The organism is Pseudomonas sp. SP16.1, assembly GCF_052682975.1.
In genome coordinates this window covers 2,626,922-2,644,726 of record NZ_JBQYFZ010000001.1, presented here as the reverse complement: position 1 = coordinate 2,644,726, position 17,805 = coordinate 2,626,922, and the positions used below count along the sequence as shown (strand labels likewise).

The window sequence follows — 17,805 nt, the reverse complement described above, 5'->3', positions numbered from 1 at the left end:
TTCGCCTGTGCCCAGTGCCCAGGTTTGGCCACGGGCACAGCCAAACGGCTCCTCTGCTTCGAGGAACCTGCAGGCGACGCAGTGTTCAGCTTCAAAGCCGGCTGGGCGCTTGTAGACAAGGCTTCTTATCCCAGTTCTAGCGGCGGTGGATGGCGTTGGTTTCGATCGGAGCATGGCTGAGGGGCTCGCAGGCGCAGCTCAAGAGGGTCGGTTGGTTGCTGATGCTGGGGATAGGGTTCTGTCCGGCTGTTGTCCTGGCTTCCCAGCATCGCCCGCTGCGGGTGTGCATCAGCGACAGCCCTTTTCCTCCCTTCACTCACCCGGCGCGCGAGGCGGCCGGTCAGCGCCTGTTGCGCCAAGCGGTCGAAGCTCAGGGGCTGGCCCTGGAGTTCGTGCCCAAGGCCTGGAGACGCTGCCTGCGTGGCGTCCAGCAGGGCGTCTACGATGGCGTCATAGGCACGGCGGCAAACCTGGAGTACCAGGCATTTCTGGCGTTTCCGCGGATGCAGGAGCGGGTCGACGAAAGACGCTCCCTTGGCACCACCCGGATGCTGCTCTATCGCCGGGTCGGCAGCCGGGCCAGCTGGAATGGCCGGACCTTCCAGAATCTGAATGGACCGCTGCTGTATCTCTCCGGGCGTTCGGCGCTCAAGAGCATGATCGAGAGTGCTGGCGGACAGGGGCTGGATTATGCCCGCAGCTCAGAACAACTGGCGCTGATGATGCTCAACGGACGTGGCAGCCTGGCCATCGACCACCAGAGCGAAGTGGAGCGGATCATCCGGATGCCGCCCTATCGGGGCCGGTTCGAAATCCTGCCCAAGCCCTTTATCGAGGCCGCCATCTACTTTGCCGTGGGCCTGGACAGCTATCGCCAGCGGCGTCCGCTGTTCGAGGCGATATGGTGGGAAGTCTCGCGCCTGGCAGGCGCGCGCTCGCAGCGTGGAGCTGTCGGCGAGGGAACTCGATCGCCGCCGCAACCGCAGGCCAGCGGCGGAAATCAGACCGCATCGATCTAGCTGCCATCATCGTTGCATCGGGACCAGCCACTTCAGGGATGACCCAGGCCAAGTTCGCGGCCATGATCGATGTTCAGCTCGGCACGCTGTGCAGCTGGGAACAGGGGCGGCGCGAACCTACCGGCCCGGCTAGCGTGCTGCTACGTGCGATCCACAACGACCCGAAGCACGTTATCCGGGCACTGTCCGTCTGAGCCCGTCTGCATGGCTGGTCGATTTCGACACTGCTTCGACACCAGCGAACGCTAGAAACGAAAAAGCCCTGTAAAAACAGGGCTTTAACTTGCTGAATTTGGAGCGGGCGAAGGGAATCGAACCCTCGTCATGAGCTTGGGAAGCTCAGGTAATGCCATTATACGACGCCCGCGGCGGGTGCCTTTATACCGGAACTCGGCGCGGAAATGAAGGGCGAACCGGTGCTTGTCATGCATCCGGTTCGCGGCGCAGCGCTCGTCATACGGCGATGGCCTGCAGTTCCTGCAGGTCGCCGCGGCTCGGCAGTTGCAGGCGCTTGCTGGGGGCGTTGAAGAAGTCCAGCAGCACGCGCTGGGTCTGCAGCCAGGCGTCCTTGTGTTCCATGTCGAGGAAGTGGCCGGCGTCGTGGATCACGGCGAACTGGGCGTTATCGAGGTGCTGGGCGAACAGGCAGGCGTCTTCCACCGAGGTGTACTCGTCGCGGTCGCCGTTGACGAACAGCAGCGGAATGTCGATGGCTTGCAGGCATTCCTTGCGGCAGTGCGCTTCCAGGCTTAGCACCTGCTTGATATGGGCGTACATCTGCCGGTACTCGTGCTCGTCCAGGGTGCTGACGTGCTTGTGGTTGAAGCGCTTGAACAGCGACGGCAGGTGCTTGCCAATGGTGCTGTTGACCAGCAGGGCGATGTTGTCGCGGTCCACCGCGCCGAGAAAGCGCAGGCCCTTGTGCAGGTAGTCGAGCATCGGCACGTTGAGGATCGGCGAGAAGGAGCAGATCGCCGCCTTCTCCAGGCTGGCCGGGCGCTGGGCCAGGGCGAGCATGGAGGCGACGCCGCCCCAGGAGAAGGACATCAGGTAGTTGGCGCCATGGTGGTCGATCAGCTTGAGCAGGATCGCCGCTTCGTCTTCCTTGCTGATCGGCGTGAAGTCGCTGTTGAACGGTTTGGACTGGCCGGCGTATGGCAGGTCGAAGGCCACCACGTTGAACTGCGGCTGCAGGTACTTGATGGTCTGGGTGAAGGAGGCGGTGGTCGCCAGGGAGCCGTTGACCAGGATGATGGTCTTGCTCGCGGCCGGGTTGCCATAGAACTCGGTGTGAACCTTGTGCTTCCTGTTGATCTCGACGACTGCGGTCTGTGGCCTCATGTCGTTTCCTCCTGGCGCAGGTTTGACGTGGCGAGCGGTGGGCCGTTCGCGAGCTTTTGGGCAGTCAGATAAACGCCTGGACATGACAACCTAATGTCAGGCTGGAGGATTTTATAATTCTTTGATTTTCAATCAGTTAGGATCGAAACAGAGCGACTGCCCAAGCCATTTTCAGGCCGGGAGCGAGGGCGGTGTTACCAGGCAGGAATCCAGTTCGCGCAGGGCGCAAGCAACCGATGGAACGCTTAGATGTCTTCTGTGACCGCTTGGTCACGACGAGACTTATGGCTCGATTTAAGCAGCGCCCTTGCAGCCATGCAAGAGCGAGTCACAGCTTTATCGCATATTGATGCTGCCGTTGGTCGGTTAGCTTGCGAACGATCGTCGGCGATGCCAGTGCTTCTCAAACGCTGGCGATCTCCGCTGCGCTCAGTGAGCGGTACTGGCCGGGCGCCAGCTGCGGGTCGAGGTGGATCTCGCCCATGCTTTCGCGATGCAGGGTGACGACCCGGTTGCGGAAGTGCCCGAACATGCGCTTGACCTGATGGTAGCGGCCCTCGTACAGGGTCAGGCGGGCGCAGTGGCTGCCGAGCACCTCGAGCCGGGCGGGCAGGGTGGTGAGGTCTTCATAGGCGAAATACAGACCGCGTTCAAACACCTCGGCGTATTCCTCCGTGATCGCTTGCTCGGTGCCGACGAGGTAGACCTTGGGCTTGCGCTGCTGCGGCTGGGTGATGCGCCGCGACCAGCGGCCGTCGTTGGTGATCAGCAGCAGGCCGCTGGTATTCAGGTCCAGGCGGCCGGCCAGGTGCAGGTCGCGCTTGTCCGCCTCATCGAGCAGGTCGAGCACGGTACGGTGCTCGTCGTGGCAGGTGGCGCTGACCACGCCGACCGGCTTGTGCAGCATCCAGTACTGGGCGCTGCGTCCGGCCTGGAGCAGTTCGTCGTCCAACTGCACACGCTGGAATTCGCGCACCTCAAAGCGCGGGTCGCGGACGATTGCGCCGTCCACGCGCAGACGCCCGGCGCTGATCAGCTGGCGGCTGTCCTGGCGGCTGAAGCGGGGGAAGTTGCTGAGGAAACGGTCCAGGCGCATGGCGCTCAGGCCTCGTCCGTGTCGGCCGCGGGCGGGACCGTGCCGGCGCAGGCCGGGCACAGGCAGGCCCGATTGCGCTGCTCGGGCGGCAGGCGCTCGAGCGCGGCCGGGTCGATGTCGGCGGTGAAGCACCAGCAGGGCCGGTCGCGAAGGGCCGGGTCGGCCTGGCCGCACCGGTTGGTTTCGCCACAGAGCGGGCAACGCTGTTGGGGCGTCACGATGCTTCGTCCTGGGTCGCTGCGCAGACGCGATTGCGCCCGCCCTGCTTGGCCCGATACAGCGCACGGTCGGCGCGGGCGAGCAGGCTGTGCAGGGTCTCGCCGGGGTGCCACTGGCTGAGGCCGAGGCTGACGCTGATCTGCAGGCTTTCCCCGGCGACCGCATAGCGTTGCTGGGCGCAGTGTTGACGCAGCTTCTCGGCCAGTTCGAAGGCGGCGTGGCGGTCGGTGTTCTTCAGCAGCAGGGCGAATTCCTCGCCGCCCCAGCGGCAGAGGATGTCGGCCTGGCGCAGCCTGTCGCGCAACTGGCTGGCGAAGCCGCGCAGCACCTCGTCGCCGGCCAGGTGGCCATGTTCGTCGTTGATCAGCTTGAAGTTGTCCAGGTCGAGCAGCACGGCGCACAGCTGGCTGCTGTCGCGCTGCGCTTCCTGCAGTGCCTGGGCAGCGAGGATGTCGAAGCCGCGGCGGTTGGGCAGGTCGGTGAGGCTGTCGGTGGTGGCCAGGGCGGCGATGCGGCGCTGGTAGCGGCGCATCGCCAGGTAGACCAGCACCAGCACGGCGAAGCTGATCAGGACGCAGATCAGCAGATTGAGATAGAGGCTGTGGCGGATGCCGGCCAGCGCGCCTTCCTCGTGCTTGTCGACGAACAGGTACCAGTCCAGCTCGGGGATGTAGCGCACATTGAGGAAATGAGCGCGGCCGCCTTCCCGATAGCTGAAGTTGCCGCTTTCCGGGCGCGGCACTTCGAACAGCAGGTTTTCCAGGCCGTCGATGGTGTTCAGCGCCTGGCCGCGCCGCGAGCCCATGGGCCCGCCCTCGGCGCCGGTCAGCACCAGCAGGCCGCTGCGGTCGGTGAAGAAGATGCTGCGGTCGTAGCGCCGCTGGTAGTCGTCCACCAGCTTGACCACGGCGTCCACGGTCAGGCCGACGCCGGCCACGCCGATGAAACGCTGCTGGTAGTCGAACACCTTGAAGTTGATGAAGAAGGTCAGGCGGTCGGCGTTGGCCATGTCCGGGTCGACGCTGATCTCATAGGGCTCGTCCATGCTGCGCACGCGGAAGTACCAGGCGTCGCGCGGCTCGTCCTCGCGCACCTGCTTGAGCACGCCCTTTGCCTGGTAGTAGGTGCGGGTGCGCTCGGAGATGAAGAAGCTGGTGAAGGTGCCGTAGTGATCCTGGATCTCGCGCAGGTAGCGGGTGATCGGCTCGGGGTCGTGCTCGCCGGCCAGCGCCCAGTCGCGCAGGAAGGTGTCGCGCGACATCATCGAAGCGATCTGGGTCGGGCGGATCAGGTCTTTCTGGATCTCGGAGTAGATGTTGTCCGAGGTCAGCGGTAGCTCGGTATCGACGATGTGGTGCCGGATGCTCTCACGCGAGGCGTAGTAGCTGGCCAGGCTGGTAGCGAGGAAGCCGCCCAGCAGGAGGATGCCCAGCAGGAGCAGGAGGGTGATCTGGGCCTTGCGCGAAGTGCTGAATGCCATGAGGTCGGGCCTTGAAGACGTGGCGCAATGCTAGCGTGCCGGCGCGGGCGCGTCATCGGTGCCTTTGCCATTTGCGCTTGCGCGCCGCGGCCGCCGGGGGGCATCGGCGGCCGCGATGTTCAGGCCTGCTCCAGCACCACCACGCGTTGCCCGGCACGCACCGGCGAGCCGGGCTGCACGCGCACCTCGCGCACCGTGCCGGCCACCGGCGCGGTGAGGGGGATTTCCATCTTCATCGACTCGAGGATTACCAGCACGTCGCCGGCCTCGACGCGTGCGCCTTCTGCCACCTGCACCTGCCAGAGGTTGCCGGCGATATGGCTGTCGATGCCGTGTTGGCCGGCGCCGAGCGGGGCGTTTTCGCCAAGCTCGGTGGCCATCTCCTCGACCTCGAAATGCGCCTGGCCGCTGTCGATCCAGCGCTGGCGCTCGGCATCGAAGGCGGCGCGCTGCTGGCCGCGGAAGGCGGCGATGCCCTCGGCCTCGCGGTCGAGGAAGGCCTGGTAGTCGGCCAGGTGCAGCTCGCTGTGCTCGATACGCAGCGGGTAGCGGCCGAGGGGGAAGTCGCGGCGGATGCGCAGCAGTTCTTCGGCCGATACCGGGTAGAAACGGATCTGGTCGAAGAAGCGCAGCAGCCAGGGCTTGCCGTCGAAGGCCTTGACCTCGCGGTAGCGGTTCCACATCTGCAGGGTGCGGCCGACGAACTGGTAGCCGCCGGGGCCTTCCATGCCGTATACGCACATATAGGCGCCGCCGATGCCCACCGAGTTTTCCGCGGTCCAGGTGCGCGCCGGATTGTACTTGGTGGTGACCAGGCGATGGCGCGGGTCGAGCGGGGTGGCCACGGGCGCGCCGAGGTAGACGTCGCCCAGGCCCATCACCAGATAGCTGGCATCGAACACCGTGCGGTACACCTCGTCGAGGTTTTCCAGATCATTTATCCGGCGGATAAATTCCAGGTTGCTCGGGCACCAGGGGGCGTCCTTGCGTACGGTGGTCATGTACTTGTCGATGGCCAACTGGCAGGCCGGGTCGTCCCAGGACAGCGGCAGATGAACGATGCGCGACGGTACCTTGAGATCCTTGGCGGCGCATACGGCGTCCCACTCGCCGGCGACCATATCGAGCAGCCGCTGCAGCGGCAGGGTTTCCGGCTGGTAGTGGATCTGCAGCGAGCGGATGCCGGGGGTGAGGTCGATCACGCCTTTCAGTTCCTTGGCTTCCAGCGCCTGCATCAGCGCGTGGCCGCGAAAGCGCAGCACCAGGTCCAGCTCCGGTTGGCCGATTTCCAGCAGCAGATGGGTGTCGCCGGACAGGCGCGCGACCAGGCGGGTGTCGCCGGTGCCGAGGTCGAGGACGATGGGGGATGTGAGTTTCTGTATAGGAACCGGCTTGCCAGCGATCCGCGATGTCGGCTGATCGCCCGCAAGCGGGTTCCTACAGAGTTGGGCGTATTCGCGGGTGTTGGTCTGCGCCAGTTCCCGCGCCACAGCGGTATCCACCGGTACGAAGCGCACCTTGTCGCCGGCCTTGAGCTGCCCCAGCTGCCACAGGTCGGCCTCGATGATGGTCACCGGGCAGACGAAGCCGCCCAGACTCGGGCCGTCCGGGCCGAGGATCACCGGCATGTCGCCGGTGAAGTCCACCGCGCCGATGGCGTAGGGGTTGTCGTGGATATTGGACGGGTGCAGGCCGGCTTCGCCGCCGCTGTCGCGCACCCATTCCGGTTTCGGCCCGATCAGGCGCACGCCGGTGCGGCTGGAGTTGAAATGCACTTCCCAGTCGGTGGCGAAGAAGCGGTCGACATAGGCGGGTGTGAAATATTCCGGCGCGCCGTGCGGGCCGTAGATCACCCGCAGTTCGCGCACGGCCGGCAGGGCCGGGCAGAGCTCGGCGGGCAGTTGTGCGCCGCTGCCGGTATCGGCCAGCGGCAGCAGGTGCAGCACGTCGCCGGCACGCAGGGCACGGCCGCCATGGCCGCCGAACTGGCCGAGGGTAAAGGTGCTTTTCGATCCCAAATAGTCCGGCAGCTGGATGCCGCCGCGAATGCTCAGGTAGCTGCGTGCGCCGGCACCCGCGATGGTGCCGAGCGCCAGCGTGCTGCCGGCCTTGACCAGCAGAGCGGTGTTCAGTGGCTGAGCGACGCCATCGAGGCTCACGGGGATTTCCGCGCCAGTCACCGCCACCACGGCGTCGGTGTTGAAGCGCAGCAGCGGGCCGCTCATGGTGATTTCCAGGCCGGCGCTACCTTCCTCGTTGCCCAGCAGGCGGTTGCCCAGGCGCAGGGCGCGGTCGTCCATCGGTCCCGACGGCGGCACGCCGACGGCCCAGTAGCCGAGGCGGCCGGGGAAGTCCTGCACAGTGGTCTGGGTGCCGGCGCTAAGTACCTCGAAGGTGCTGGCCCGGTAGAGAAGGTTTTCCAGGCAGCGGGTCCAGGGTTTGCCGCTGGCGAAGGGCGCATCGACCAGGATCTGCCGCAAGTACTGGCCATTGGTTTCCACGCCGTACAGCAGGGTGTCGGCCAATGCCTGATCCAGCGCGGCGCAGGCCTCTTCGCGGGTCGGCGCCCAGGCGATCAGCTTGGCGATCATCGGGTCGAAGTAGGGTGGAATCTCGCAGCCGGCCTCGACCCAGGTGTCGATGCGCAGGCTCTGGCCGTCGGCTGGCGGAAACTGCACGGCGGTGAGCAGGCCGGGGCTGGGCTGAAAATCGCGGCCCGGGTCTTCGGCGTACAGCCGTGCCTGGATGGCGTGGCCGCTGGGCTGCAGGGATTTCGTCAGTTCGCTGAGCGGGGCCAGGTCACCGGCCGCCAGCTCGATCATCCAGCGCACCAGGTCGACGCCCCACACCTGTTCGGTGACGCCGTGCTCTACCTGCAGACGGGTGTTCACCTCCAAAAAGTAGAAGCGCTCAGCCTCACTGTCATAGACGAACTCGACGGTACCGGCGCTGCGGTAGCTGACCGCCTTGGCCAGCTTGATGGCTGCGGCGCAGAGTTCGTCGGCCATGCCGGCCGGCAGGTTGGGCGCCGGGGTTTCCTCCAGCACCTTCTGGTTGCGCCGCTGCACCGAGCAGTCGCGCACGCCCAGGGCGAGCACCTCGCCCTGGCCGTCGCCGAACACCTGCACTTCCAGATGGCGGGCGCGCTGGATGTATTTCTCGATAAATACGCCGCTGTCGCTGAAGTTGTTCTGCCCCAGGCGCTTGACCGCCTCGAAGGCCTCGCTGAGTTCTGCCGCCGAGCGGCATACGCGCATGCCGATGCCGCCGCCGCCGGCGGTACTTTTCAGCATCACCGGGTAGCCGACCTGCTCGCCGGCGGCCAGCGCGGCGTCGAGGCTTTCCAGCAGCTCGGTGCCTTCGAGCATCGGCACGCCGTGTTGCTTGGCCAGGGCGCGGGCGGTGTGCTTGAGGCCGAATACGCGCAGTTGCTCCGGCGTCGGGCCGACGAAGGCGATGCCGGCCGCTTCGCAGGCGTCGGCGAAGGCCGCGTTCTCGGAGAGAAAACCGTAGCCGGGGTGAATGGCCTGGGCACCGCTGGCCTTGGCGATGGCGAGGATCTTGTCGACCTGCAGGTAGGTCTGCGCGGCCGGGCCGTCGCCGAGGCAGAAGGACTCGCCCGCCTGCTGGATATGCAGGCTGGCGGCGTCCGCTTCGGAGTAGACGGCCACGCCGCCGACATTCAGTTCACGCAGGGTGCGCAGGATGCGGCAGGCGATGGCGCCGCGGTTGGCGATCAGGAGTTTGTCGAACATTCGAGGAGCCCTCGAAGGTGGCGGGCCGTCCCGCCGTCATTGGGTCTGCGCCACGGTCGTCCGTGGCGGAAAGTCGTTCCGGTGGATGGATGTAAAGAGCGACATCCACCCTACGAGCTGCGCACCTTGTAGGGCGGGTGAAACCCGCCGAACGCCTGGCGGGTTTCACCCGCCCTACGTCAGTCCCACACCAGCACTTCGGCCGGGGTCGGGTTCCAGCCGTTGCAGGGGTTGTTCAATTGCGGGCAGTTGGAAATCAGCACGATCACATCGGTCTCGGCCCTGAGCTCCACGTACTTGCCCGGCGCGGAGAGGCCGTCCGCGAAGGTCAGGCCGCCTCCGGGGGTGACGGGCACGTTCATAAAGAAATTGATATTGGCGCCGAGGTCGCGCTTGCTCAGGCGGCCGTCGTGCAGGCTGGCGCGCAGGAAGTTGTCGCGGCAGCTGTGCATATAACGCTTCTCGAGTGCATACCTGACGGTGTTGCTCTCCTGCGCGCAGGCGCCGCCGAGGGTGTCGTGGCGGCCGCAGGTGTCGGCGACTATGGTCAGCAGCGGCTTGCCGAGGTTGGAGTAGAGCACCGTGCCGGTGGTCAGGTAGACCTTGTTCTGCTTGCGCAGGGTGCGCTGCGGGTCGAAGCGCTCGCGCGGGTTGCGCGCGGCGAAGAACAGGGTGTCGACCGCCTGGTTGCCCTCCAGGTCGAGCAGGCGCAGGGTTTGCCCGGCCTTGACCTCGAACAGGTAGGGCTCGCCGGCCGGGATGGTGTGGCGGAAGCTGGCGGTTTCGGGATGCTTGTTGCTGGAAATCAGGTCGCTGGCAGTAAGGCTCATCGGAGTGTCCTCGATAGCGTTGTACTGGGCTCCCGCCTTCGCGGGAGTGACGAGGTCAATGTCATCCCCGCGCAGGCGGGACGGTGCTTGCGCCGAACGCCCTACAGGGCTGCCCGAAGGGCGAGCGCAGCGAGTCACCCATTCAAATGTACTGACGTTCGGTATTGTGAAAGCCGCGGCCGTTCTCCGCGCGCGAGGTGCGGCAGAGCAAGGTGATGCCGTCGCTGGCGACCTTGCTCCAGGCGAGCTGCACCGGTTTGGGCGCGTACTGCGGGTTGGGGTCCAGCGGGTGCTGCAGGGCGGTGAGCACCACCAGCGTGTCCATCGGCGCGTACAGCTCGACGTAATCGCCGGCCTTGGAGTGGTTCGGCTGGAAGTGGAAGGCGCCATCGGCGTCGACGTCCACGCGGCTGAACAGGTTGAGGTTCATCAACAGGTCCTGCAGGTTGAGGTCCCACTTGCCCATTTCCACCAGCAGGTTGTCCATGCCGTTGCGGAAGAAGCCGTTGCGCAGTTCCTGGTAGCGGCCCTGACCGTATTTCTCCAGCACTTCCTCGGCATTCAGCACGCCGCCGAAGCTGTCGTGCCAGCCGCAGGTATCCGCGGTGATGGCGGCCAGCACGCGGCCCATGTCCGAGTACAGGCAGTGGCCGGCGGTGAGCCTGGCGGTGTGCTGGCATTTCAAGGTATCGGGCAGGTTCAGACGCTCGCTTTTCTCGGCGGCGTTGAACAGCAGCAGACTGACGTTGGCGCCGCCTTCGATATCGGTGATGCGCAGCAACTGGCCGCGCTTGAGGACGAAGGAGGTGTGGCCGCCACCGGGGACGGTTTCATCAAACAGGGTCGGGCGCAGGGCGGCAGAGGCGGTCATGCTCAGGCTCCTTGAAGGCTGGCCAGGTGGGCGGGCAGCAGCTCGGCCGCGGCGCGCTGGCTGCGGCGGCTTTCGTTGAGGGGGATGTCGTAGGTCACCCGCGCGCCGTAGGCGCCCGGGGCATGCGGGTCGTGGCGCGGCTTGTCGAACACCAGGATGCGCGTGCCGAGGCTAAAACCCTCGGAGAGATCGTGAGTGACCATAAAGACGGTGAGTCGGGTCTCGTGCCACAGCTCGAGCAGCAGCGCGTGCATGTCCTTGCGGATGCCGGGATCGAGGGCACCGAAGGGTTCGTCGAGCAGCAGTACGCGCGGCTGCATGATCAGCGCCTGGGCGATGGCCAGGCGCTGCTGCATGCCGCCGGACAGCGCGCTGGGGTATTTGTCCAGGGCGTGGCCGAGGCCTACCTTGTGCAGCAGCTCGGCGGCGCGTTCGCGCGCCTGGCGCTTGGCGGCGCCGAACAGGCGGCCGAGCAGCTTCGACTGCTGCAGCTCCAGGCCGAGGGCGACGTTGTCCAGCACGGACAGGTGGGGGAACACCGAGTAGCGCTGGAACACCACGCCGCGGCTGGCATCCGGCTCGGCGGCCAAGGATTGGCCGGCCAGCAGGATCTGCCCGCGACTGGGGCGCTCCTGGCCGAGCAGCAGGCGCAGGAAGGTGGACTTGCCGCAGCCGGAAGCGCCTACCAGGGTGCAGAACTCGCCTTCGCTAATCGACAGATTCAGGCGTTCCAGTACCACCTGGTCGCCGTACTGCTGCCAGACGTTGTTCACCTCGATAAAGGCGCTGTTTTCTGTCGAGCTCATGGCTTGGTCCCCTCGTACCAGGGGAAGCACAGTCGGGTCAGTCGGCGCAGACCCAGATCCATCGACCAGGCCAGGAGGGTAATCCAGGCCACGTAGGGCAGGATCACGTCCATGGCCATATAGCGGCGCACCAGGAAGATGCGGTAGCCCAGGCCGTCGGTACTGGCGATGGCCTCGGCGGCGATCAAAAACAGCCAGGCCGAGCCGAGCATCAGGCGCAGGGAGATCAGCAGGCGCGGCAGCAGTTGCGGCAGCACCAGGCGCAAGATCAGCGTCCAGGTGTTGGCGCCGAGGGTCTGCGCCTTGATCAGCAGCTCGCGTGGGATTTCGCGGGCGCGTTGCTCGATATCGCGGGCGATGCAGGGGGTGATGCCGATCACGATCAGCATCACCTTGGACAATTCCCCCAGGCCGAAGACGATAAACAGGATCGGCAGGATCGCCAGCGGCGGGATCATCGACAGCACGGTCAAGAGCGGCGACAGCGGTGCGCCGAACAGCGGCAGGCTGCCCGCGGCGATGCCCAGCACCAGCCCGGCCAGCGCGGCGATGCCCAGGCCCAGCGCCAGGCGCTGGAGGCTGGCGGCGCTATCGACCCAGAACAGGTACTGGCCGCTGCGCTTGTCTTCGCTAAAGGCCAGGCGGTCGAGGGCGTCGGCCATCTGGCCGGCGCTGGGCAGCAGCTTGTCGTTGGGGTTGTCCGCCAGCCGCGCCGCCGAGCTGCTGAAGTAGAGAAACAGCAGCAGGGCGAAGGGCAGCAGGATCAGCAGCAGTCGGCTGCTGCGGTCCGGGTGTCGGTTGATCAGACGCATGGGTTATCTCTGCGTAGGCTGCGCCGTGCGCACCGGAAACGGAGCGTTGCGCACGGCGCGCGCGGGGTTGGTCGGGGCGCGCAGCGCACCCTACGGTCAGAGCTTGCCGTCGGCGGCCAGCTGCATGTAGCTGGGATCGAAGCGCAACTTGAGGTTGGCCGCATCGCCGGTGATCACATCCTTGGCGAAGCTTATGCCGATGGCCTCGGCACTCTGCGCACCCTCGCCGAGCAGGCCGTGGGCGAAGGAGAACTCGGCCACCTTGGTCATGGTCGCCGGCAGCTTCGGGCTAGTGGCGAAGGCCACCGCATCGCTGGCCGAATAGAACATCTTGGTCGCCGCCAGCTGCGCCTCGTAGCCGGCCAGGTCGGTGCCGGAGGCCTTGGCCATATGCTCGCGGGCAGCCTTGCCGGCGTCGGTCTCGGCACTCATGGTCGCCATGATTTCGTACCAGGCGCCGGTCAGCGCCTTGCCGAAGGCCGGGTTGTCTGCGAGGGTCTCGCTGTTGACCACCATCAGGTCGATGATCTCGCCGGGAATCTGGCTGGAGTCGAACACCTTGGTCACGCTCGGCGTGGCCTCGATCTCGGCCAGCAGCGGGTTCCAGGTGGCCACGGCCTGCACGCCGGGCGTGGTGAAGGCGGCGACCAGGTCGGCGTCGGAGGTGTTGACCACCTTGAGGTCGCGCTCGGCGAGATTGGCGCGCTCCAGGCCGCGGGCCAGCAGGTAGTGGGAGACCGACAGCTCCACCAGGTTGACGTCCAGGCCCTTGAGGTCGGCCAGGGTCTTGCCCTCGCCCTTGAGTACGATGCCGTCGTTGCCGTTGGAGAAGTCGCCGATGATCAACGCGGTACTGTCGACGCCGCCGGCCGCGGGGATGGTCAGGGCGTCCATGTTGGTCATGGTGCAGCCGTCGAACCGTCCGGCGCTGTACTGGTTGATCGACTCGACGTAGTCGTTGATTTGCACCACATCGATGCTGATGTCGTATTTTTTCGCCCATTTGTCGACGATGCCCTGCGCGGCGCCGTATTCCCAGGGCATCCAGCCGGCGTAGATGGTCCAGCAGACGCTGAAGTCGCTTTTCGGCGCGGCCTGCGCCGAGAGGCTGAGCGCGGCACCAAGGCCGGCGGCGGCGAGAACGGAGAACAGACGGGGTTTACGCATGGGGAACCTCCAGTTCGAGTAAGGGGCGGGCAGGAGTGCGCGGCGGTTTCCCATCGCTGGGGCGCGTTCTCCCGGGCTTTTATCCCGCCGTGTAACCTCGAAGGAGGTCGCCGACTCTCGGACCAGTCGCGCGCCGTTGGCGGCGCGCCGGAACCCTAGTCGGCCATTTGCAAATTGTGGTGCCGCGATCCCGGCGAGCCGGGTTGTTCCTGCACACAGAGTCTTTAGCGAACATCGTGCCAGTTGCCTGCAGCCGCTGTTACGGCCTTTTCGCCTCCGTCCCGCTCTCGATGTGCGCGCCACTGGTGCGCATGTGGCGTGGCGCGCCCCCTGTTGGGGCGTTTCCCGGATCTGCACTTCGCTGCTGCGGTACCGGCCGGGTGATCGTGGCGGGTTTGTGAAGACCATCACTGCGCGGCGCGGAACGTGATCCACTGCCGATGGTCGAACAACCATGCCGATAGAATTGTGCCCGCGCCGCTTGCGGGGCATCTAATGGCCACTGGAAATTCGAGGAGTATTCCAATATGCGTGGTTTGACTGTGATGGTATTGGCGTTGTTGCTGGGCGGCTGCAGCTTCAGTGCGCCGGGCGTGCATGCCCGGGTCGGCGATCCCGATGTGATTCATGTGGATCTGGGTGGCCGCGGCTACCAGGGTGGCGGTCAGTTCTGTCCGCCCGGGCACCGGATGAAGGGGAGCTGCTGATGAAGGCGTTCTGCTCGTTGCTGCTGGCGATCAGCCTGGCTTTCGGTCTGTCCGGCTGCAGCCTGAGGCTGCCGGGCATCGGCATCGATATCGGCGACGTCGGTGGCGGTCCTCCCCACTGCCCGCCGGGGCAGGCCAAGAAAGGTCGTTGCTGATCCAGTCCCGGGCCTCGCGGCCCGGCCTCTTCCCTCGGGGGCGCGGTGCGCGTCCCCCGCTTCCCCTGCGGAGGCTCCCCATGTCCTACAGAACCATGCTTGCTGCCCTGCTGTTCATCCCGCTCAGCGGCTGCGCCGTGTATGGCGACGGCTACGACTACGACCGTGGCTACCGCGATCATCATCACTCGCACCACTATTACAACGGCTACCGCCGCGATTACTCGCCGCCGGTCTACGTCACGCCGCGTTACTACTATTACGACGGCCGCCGCCACGACCGCCACCGCTACGATGGCAAACGCTACGTACCGGCGCCGTCGCACCAGCATGGTTTCGAGCGTCGCGATCACCAGCGTCATGACGGTTATTCGCGCCACGACCGTCGCGACGACTGGCGGCGTCAGGATGGCCGCCGCCACGACGGTCACCAGCAATCGCAGCGCAAGCAGCATCTGCAGGGCCTGCCCGCCGGCAAGCAATGGCACGGCAAGCAACAGGTACAGCAGCGCTATTCCCGCGATGGGCGTCAGTCGCGCAGCGATCAGCAGCGCGGCGGCGACTGGCGGCGCAACTAGCGGCGGTCAGGGTATCGGTGGTAGTGGCTGACGATCCGCCCGGCGAACTTCCTCCACCAGCGCCTGCGCCGCCGGCGACAGGCTGTGTCCGGCGCGTCTGACCAGACCATAGGCCGACTGCTGCTGCAGGCTCGCCGGGGCCAGTGGCAGCAGGCTCAGCTGCCCGGCTGCGACTTCTTCGGCGATCACGTCCCAGGGCGCCATGCTCAGCGCCTCACTGCCGGCCACCAGGCGTTTGAGCACCAGGAAGTTGTCGCATTGCACGCTCAGGGGTTGCGGCCGACCGCTGGCCGCGCCGAGGCTGCGCTCTACCGCCTGCGGCAACTGGGTGCCGGCCAGGGGAAAGTCGAGCAGATCGCTCAGGCGCAGTGCGGCGCGGCGTAGCAAGGGGTGGCCGGGGCGGCAGAACAGCACGCCGGCATGCGCCTGTAGCGCCTCGATCTGCAGTTGCGGGTCATCCAGCAGTTCGCGCACATCGGCGACGAACAGTTCGACGCCGGCCTCCAGCAGACGTTCGCGCAGCTCCAGCCAGTTGCCGATCTCTAGCCTCACCTGTACCCGCGGGTAGCGTTGCAGCAGGCTGCCCACCGCCTGCGGCACCAACCGTACGGCCGGGTAGGGGCCGGCGCCCAGGCGCAGTTCACCGGCCTCCAGGTTGTCCAGCTGGCTGACCGCGTTGCTCAGCGCCTGGCTGCCGGCCAGCAGGCGACGGGCATGTTCCAGCACCAGCTGGCCATGGGCGGTAAGGCTGATGCCGCGGCTGTGGCGATCCACCAGGCCGCAGCCGAGCTGCGCCTCCAGGGCCTGGATGCTGCGGCTCAGCGCCGGCTGGCTGAGGTGCACGGCCTCGGCGGCGCGGGCGAAATGGCCGTGTTCGGCGAGGGCGACGAAGTGGCGGAGCTGGCGTAGGTCGTTCATGCGCTGCCTGCATTGGTTCAAGGATTCGAATGCATTGGAATTATCAGGCGGCCTTTGCCAACCTGCCAGCACTTCAACAACAAGACGTCCTATCGCCATGAGCACCTTCTCTCGCCTTGGCGGCCTGCTGCTGGCCGCCGCCTTGCCCCTGAACGCGCAGGCCGAACTGCCGGCCGAGCGCATCGAGCCGAGCATCCACGCCGAGCTGGCGGCGCACACCAAGCACTTCGCCCAGCAGGTCTACCGCGTCGGGGGCAACGTCTACTCGGCCGTCGGCTGGCAGCTGGGCAACGTGGTGATGATCGAGGCGCCCGAGGGGCTGATCATCGTCGACACCGGCGAGTCGGTCGGCGAGTCGCGCAAGATCATGGCCGAGTTCCGCAAGCTCAGCGACAAGCCGGTCAAGGCGGTGGTCTACACCCACTTCCACCCGGACCATATCAACGGCGTGCAGGCCTTCGTCAGCCGCGAGCAGGTGGAACGCGGCGAGGTGCAGATCTACGCCCACGAAAGCCTCCTGGAAAACGTGGTGGCGCAGGGCGCGCTGGTCGGGCCGATTCTCGGCGTGCGCTCGGCCTACAGCTTCGGCTCCTTCCTGTCGGCCGCCGATATCCGGGGCATGAACGGCGGCATCGGCCCGCTGGCCAAGCCCGAGCCGTCGTCCTTTATCGCGCCGACGGTGACCTTCGCCGAGCGCCTGGACACCCGCATCGCCGGCCTCGACGTGCAGCTGCTGCACGTGCCCAGCGAGGCGCCGGACGAGATCACCCTGTACCTGCCGGACAACCGCGTGCTGATCAGCGCCGAGGTGGAGCAGGGGCCGACCCTGCCGAACATCCATACCCTGCGCGGCACCAGGTTCCGCGACCCGGTGCAGTGGGTCGCCAGCCTGGACAAGCTGCGCGAATACCAGGCCGAGCACATGGTGCCGCTGCACGGCCGCCCGGTCAGCGGCCAGGAGCGGGTCGAGGAGGTGCTGCGCATGACCCGCGACGGCATCGCCTATATCCACGACCAGAGCGTGCGCTGGATGAACAAGGGCCTGACCCCGGACGAGCTGGTGGAGAAGGTCAAGCTGCCGCCGCACCTGGCCGGCTACACGCCCTACCTGCGCGAGTACTACGGCACGGTCAAGCACAGCGTGCGGCAGATCTATAATGGCTACCTGGGCTGGTTCCAGGGCGACCCGGTGGATCTCGACCCGACCCCGCCGCGCGAAAAGGCGCAGCGGCTGCTCGCCCTGATGGGCGGGCGCGACAAGCTGCTGCTGGAGGCCGGCAACGCCTACCTCAAGGGCGACTACCAGTGGGCCGCCGAGCTGGCCGGCCATGCCATCCGCGTCGACCAGGAGGATCGCCTGGCGCGCCAGATCAAGGCGCGCAGCCTGCGCAAGCTGGGCTACGCCAGCATGAACATCAACTGGCGCAACTGGTACCTGATGAGCGCCATGGAGCTGGAGGGCGGGCTCGATGGCGAGGCCATCCGCCAGCGTTCGCAGGAGATGCGCAAGGTGTTTCTCTCCCCGGACATGGTGCGCAGCTTCACCCCACAGGCCTTCCTGAAGAATTGGGTGACGCGCATCGACCCGGAGCAGGCCGGCGACCTCGAGCTGACCCTGGGCTTCCGCTTCCCGGACGTGGGCGAGGAGTGGGCGCTGGAGGTGCGTCGCGGCGTGGCCCAGCTGCACAAGGGCATTCCCGAAGGCACCGAACTGCAGCTGAGCATGGACAAGAGCTTTATGGAAACCCTGTTGACCGGCGAGGGCGGCCTGGTCAAGGGCGCGCTGCTGGGCGACGTGCAGGTCGACGGCAACCTGCTGCAGATCCGCCGCTTTCTCGCCTGTTTCGATTTCGCCGACGAGGCGTTCGGCCTGACCCTGCGCTAGCCATGTAGGAGCACGGCCCCGGCGCGAAGCGATGGTGGGCATGCCGGGGTATCGACGTTGCCCTGGCGATTCGCCGCGGGGCGCGGCTGCTACATGGCCTGCCAGTCAAAAGAAGGGCGGCCGTAGGCGGCCTTGCCCGGTACGCTGCAGCGATCGCTCAACCGGA

17 protein-coding genes, 1 tRNA gene and 1 riboswitch are annotated in these 17,805 nt (G+C 66.4%); of the genes, 6 read left to right on the top strand and 12 right to left on the bottom strand.

What is annotated here, in order from left to right; genetic code table 11:
• The first annotated feature begins 149 nt into the window (after positions 1-149).
• Both ACUTAF_RS12790 and ACUTAF_RS12785 read left to right on the top strand, forming a co-directional pair.
• Positions 150-1,019: a hypothetical protein gene (locus tag ACUTAF_RS12790; RefSeq protein ID WP_445580317.1), complete on the top strand. Its 870-nt coding sequence runs from the start codon at positions 150-152 to the stop codon at positions 1,017-1,019.
• Positions 968-1,213 carry a helix-turn-helix domain-containing protein gene (locus ACUTAF_RS12785; protein ID WP_445582439.1) on the top strand — a complete coding sequence of 82 codons (246 nt, stop codon included), beginning with the start codon at positions 968-970 and terminating at the stop codon, positions 1,211-1,213. The genes ACUTAF_RS12790 and ACUTAF_RS12785 overlap by 52 nt, the downstream gene beginning before the upstream one ends.
• A gap of 99 nt (positions 1,214-1,312) precedes the next feature.
• On the opposite strand, the gene ACUTAF_RS12780 is transcribed toward ACUTAF_RS12785, so the two are convergent.
• The 11 genes from ACUTAF_RS12780 to ACUTAF_RS12730 form a co-directional block, all read right to left on the bottom strand.
• A tRNA-Gly gene (locus tag ACUTAF_RS12780) sits at positions 1,313-1,386 on the bottom strand.
• Positions 1,387-1,472: 86 nt separating this feature from the next.
• Positions 1,473-2,360 carry an alpha/beta fold hydrolase gene (locus ACUTAF_RS12775; protein WP_445580316.1) on the bottom strand — a complete coding sequence of 296 codons (888 nt, stop codon included), beginning with the start codon at positions 2,358-2,360 and terminating at the stop codon, positions 1,473-1,475.
• Positions 2,361-2,763: 403 nt separating this feature from the next.
• The gene (locus ACUTAF_RS12770) at positions 2,764-3,456 is read right to left on the bottom strand and encodes a pseudouridine synthase (protein ID WP_445580315.1); all 693 of its coding nucleotides are present in this window, start codon (positions 3,454-3,456) and stop codon (positions 2,764-2,766) included.
• Between the two features lie 5 nt (positions 3,457-3,461).
• Positions 3,462-3,674 carry a cysteine-rich CWC family protein gene (locus ACUTAF_RS12765; RefSeq protein WP_445580314.1) on the bottom strand — a complete coding sequence of 71 codons (213 nt, stop codon included), beginning with the start codon at positions 3,672-3,674 and terminating at the stop codon, positions 3,462-3,464.
• Positions 3,671-5,155: a sensor domain-containing diguanylate cyclase gene (locus ACUTAF_RS12760; RefSeq protein WP_445580313.1), complete on the bottom strand. Its 1,485-nt coding sequence runs from the start codon at positions 5,153-5,155 to the stop codon at positions 3,671-3,673. The genes ACUTAF_RS12765 and ACUTAF_RS12760 overlap by 4 nt, the downstream gene beginning before the upstream one ends.
• A gap of 119 nt (positions 5,156-5,274) precedes the next feature.
• On the bottom strand, positions 5,275-8,910 hold the full coding sequence (gene uca, locus ACUTAF_RS12755) for an urea carboxylase (protein WP_445580312.1): 3,636 nt from the start codon (positions 8,908-8,910) through the stop codon (positions 5,275-5,277).
• A 179-nt stretch (positions 8,911-9,089) separates the two neighbouring features.
• Positions 9,090-9,740: an urea amidolyase associated protein UAAP2 gene (locus ACUTAF_RS12750; RefSeq protein WP_445580311.1), complete on the bottom strand. Its 651-nt coding sequence runs from the start codon at positions 9,738-9,740 to the stop codon at positions 9,090-9,092.
• Between the two features lie 142 nt (positions 9,741-9,882).
• Positions 9,883-10,611, bottom strand: coding sequence for an urea amidolyase associated protein UAAP1 (locus tag ACUTAF_RS12745; protein WP_445580310.1), 729 nt, complete (start codon positions 10,609-10,611; stop codon positions 9,883-9,885).
• 2 nt (positions 10,612-10,613) lie between these two features.
• Positions 10,614-11,417, bottom strand: coding sequence for an ABC transporter ATP-binding protein (locus tag ACUTAF_RS12740; RefSeq protein ID WP_445580309.1), 804 nt, complete (start codon positions 11,415-11,417; stop codon positions 10,614-10,616).
• Positions 11,414-12,229, bottom strand: a complete 816-nt coding sequence (locus ACUTAF_RS12735; RefSeq protein ID WP_445580308.1) for an ABC transporter permease — start codon at positions 12,227-12,229, stop codon at positions 11,414-11,416. Before ACUTAF_RS12735 ends, ACUTAF_RS12740 begins: the two co-directional genes overlap by 4 nt.
• A 96-nt stretch (positions 12,230-12,325) precedes the next feature.
• On the bottom strand, positions 12,326-13,396 hold the full coding sequence (locus ACUTAF_RS12730) for a putative urea ABC transporter substrate-binding protein (RefSeq protein WP_445580307.1): 1,071 nt from the start codon (positions 13,394-13,396) through the stop codon (positions 12,326-12,328).
• A 66-nt stretch (positions 13,397-13,462) separates the two neighbouring features.
• A riboswitch (guanidine-I (ykkC/yxkD leader) is annotated at positions 13,463-13,566 on the bottom strand.
• Positions 13,567-13,923: 357 nt separating this feature from the next.
• Here ACUTAF_RS12730 and ACUTAF_RS12725 point away from each other — a divergent pair.
• From ACUTAF_RS12725 to ACUTAF_RS12715, 3 genes are all read left to right on the top strand, one after another.
• A complete protein-coding gene (locus tag ACUTAF_RS12725) occupies positions 13,924-14,103 on the top strand; it encodes a hypothetical protein (RefSeq protein WP_445580306.1) in 180 nt (59 codons plus the stop codon).
• Positions 14,103-14,258 carry a hypothetical protein gene (locus tag ACUTAF_RS12720; RefSeq protein ID WP_445580305.1) on the top strand — a complete coding sequence of 52 codons (156 nt, stop codon included), beginning with the start codon at positions 14,103-14,105 and terminating at the stop codon, positions 14,256-14,258. Before ACUTAF_RS12725 ends, ACUTAF_RS12720 begins: the two co-directional genes overlap by 1 nt.
• Positions 14,259-14,338: 80 nt before the next feature.
• Complete coding sequence (locus ACUTAF_RS12715) at positions 14,339-14,836, top strand: hypothetical protein (protein WP_445580304.1); 498 nt, start codon at positions 14,339-14,341, stop codon at positions 14,834-14,836.
• Between the two features lie 6 nt (positions 14,837-14,842).
• Here ACUTAF_RS12715 and ACUTAF_RS12710 read toward each other — a convergent pair whose 3' ends face one another.
• On the bottom strand, positions 14,843-15,754 hold the full coding sequence (locus ACUTAF_RS12710) for a LysR family transcriptional regulator (RefSeq protein ID WP_445580303.1): 912 nt from the start codon (positions 15,752-15,754) through the stop codon (positions 14,843-14,845).
• 97 nt (positions 15,755-15,851) lie between these two features.
• Between ACUTAF_RS12710 and ACUTAF_RS12705 the strand changes: the two genes are divergently transcribed.
• Positions 15,852-17,639, top strand: coding sequence for an alkyl/aryl-sulfatase (locus tag ACUTAF_RS12705; RefSeq protein WP_445580302.1), 1,788 nt, complete (start codon positions 15,852-15,854; stop codon positions 17,637-17,639).
• Positions 17,640-17,805 lie beyond the last annotated feature (166 nt).